At 64.7% G+C, this 1593-nt stretch carries 2 protein-coding genes; both read right to left on the bottom strand.

Features of this window, described 5'->3' with window-relative positions:
- Positions 1 to 258: 258 nt before the first annotated feature.
- Positions 259 to 570 carry a replication initiation protein, RepL2 gene (locus tag ABT085_RS46275; RefSeq protein WP_351623227.1) on the bottom strand — a complete coding sequence of 104 codons (312 nt, stop codon included), beginning with the start codon at positions 568 to 570 and terminating at the stop codon, positions 259 to 261.
- Complete coding sequence (locus ABT085_RS46270) at positions 567 to 1019, bottom strand: MarR family transcriptional regulator (protein ID WP_351623225.1); 453 nt, start codon at positions 1017 to 1019, stop codon at positions 567 to 569. Before ABT085_RS46270 ends, ABT085_RS46275 begins: the two co-directional genes overlap by 4 nt.
- Positions 1020 to 1593: the final 574 nt, after the last annotated feature.

The raw sequence follows: 1593 nt of genomic DNA, 5'->3' as shown, positions 1-1593 counted from the left end.
TTTCGGACTCGCTGTCGTCGTTGGGGGTGGGGCTGGGGCGGCGCCGCCGAGCGCACCGACACGCTTCGAATCGACATCTGCGCCGCCACTCTCTCCCGGCAGCGCGCGCCGGCGCCTGTCCTGCCCCGACGATGCTCCTGCAAGCCTGGCCACAGGATTCGACTGCGGACGACACTCGTGGACGCAAAATCCAGGAAGCACGGTCCCTGGGGCGGGGTAGATGAACGTGACGTTCATCTACCCCGCCTGCAGAGCCGGTCAGGTTGCGCGGCGGAACTGCACCACGACGTTCTCGCCCGTGGCCTTCGAGCTGAGCCGGTAGTAGCGGATGTGCGCCAGCCGTTCGGATTCCTCCAGCCAGCCGGCTTCGATGACCTGCCGCCTGGTGCGGGAGAAGACCGTCGGGGACAGTCCCACCAGCTTGGCGAGCTCCGCGGCCGTCTCCAGAACCGCGCCAGAGCGATCGGTGGGGTGACAGGCGTACAGCATGACGACCAGGCGCTGGTTGGCCGTCAAGCCGACGGTGCGCTGCAGCAGCCGGAGCGTCTTGAGCTTGTCGTCGTCGTTCACTGTGCCTCCCATCGTGCAGGGGTCTGTCCGTCGAAGCCAGGGATATCCGGAGGATTGCAGCTCTTGACCGCTTCGCGCTGCTCGACCCCGGTCCCATGGAAGGAGATATAGGGGCTGATGCGGTAAAAGTTATAGTTTCCGATGCGGCCGCGGACAATCAGGATGCGGTGCTTGAACAGCTTCCGGTTGATCTTTCCGACCGCGTCGGTCGACATCCCCACTCGGCGTCCGATGTCGGCCCCCGTTGCTCGCAGCGGTTCCATACCCTCGGGTGAGACTCCGATCCACCACAGAACGAGGAACTTCTGACTGGGCGTGAAGGTCCTACTCTCGGTGATGGCCTCTACGCGCGCCTTGTCCACCTGGGTGTGCTTCCCAGAGAAGGCGTATGGCGCGTAAGGGATGGCTTCGCCGGTCTCGGCGTCGACGAGCCTGCGAACAGCTCCCAATGGTCTCTCCCCGCGTTGTTGCTGCGCCGTGCATGAGGGGCGGCCTCCAGGCCGACCAGATGAACTTAACGTACATGAGCAACAGATCGATCTAGTGGGTCTGCACGACGCGTCCCTCGATGAACCGTCATCCACGTACGCCACAGTCACGGTTCGAGTGATCGCTGTAGATGAACTTCACGTCCATCTACACGGTTCCCGGGGGCGTGGCCCACGTTCCTCGAAGCTGTGCAGGCGACGGAGGGAACTGGCTGCCAGATCGGCAGAACCGGGTACGAAGCAGTGTCTTGGCACGTCAGAGCACCACTGACGCGGGTTCTCTCGCTGCCTGCCGGTCTACGGCAGGCCGGCCACGAAGACGCCCTCGCCACCGACAGAACCCGCCCCAGCCGCTGGACGTTCTGCGAGAGCCCACCGTTACTGAGTCCGTAGTCAGGCCTCAGCATTCCGGGCATTTCGACCCAGAAGGTCCGTCTCGTCACCAGAGCGTCAGGGGCTCGGCTTGAGTACGGTCTCTCGTTTCCTCCTGCTGCTGGTGCGGCAGGGTTGCGCCACCTGCCCGCCCCGCCGCCGC

It is taken from the genome of Streptomyces sp. NPDC002265 (assembly GCF_040296125.1).
In the GTDB taxonomy this organism is placed as follows: domain Bacteria; phylum Actinomycetota; class Actinomycetes; order Streptomycetales; family Streptomycetaceae; genus Streptomyces.
This window is presented reverse-complemented; position numbering and strand designations above follow the sequence as displayed.